Below are 239 nucleotides of genomic sequence, written 5' to 3'. Positions count from 1 at the left end.
GCACCCATGCATGTGCGCACAGGTGCGCGGCCACCTCGCCCGGCTCGATGCGAAAGCCCCGGATCTTGACCTGCTCGTCGATGCGCCCCAGAAACTCCAGATTGCCATCCGGCAGGTACCGCGCCAGATCCCCCGTGCGATACAGCCGATCGCCCTCCACAAAGGGACTGGCGATGAACCGCTCGGCTGTCAGCTCGGGGCGGTTCAGATAGCCCCGCGCGACCCCCGCCCCGCCAATG

The 239-nt window shown here is 67.8% G+C and carries 1 pseudogene; it reads right to left on the bottom strand.

The window, feature by feature from the left end:
* Nucleotides 1-239 (bottom strand): annotated as a pseudogene (locus AB3X96_RS43035) (non-ribosomal peptide synthetase module); the annotation flags it as partial.

It is taken from the genome of Paraburkholderia sp. BR13439 (assembly GCF_040948805.1).
GTDB lineage: Bacteria > Pseudomonadota > Gammaproteobacteria > Burkholderiales > Burkholderiaceae > Paraburkholderia > Paraburkholderia youngii.
This window is presented reverse-complemented; position numbering and strand designations above follow the sequence as displayed.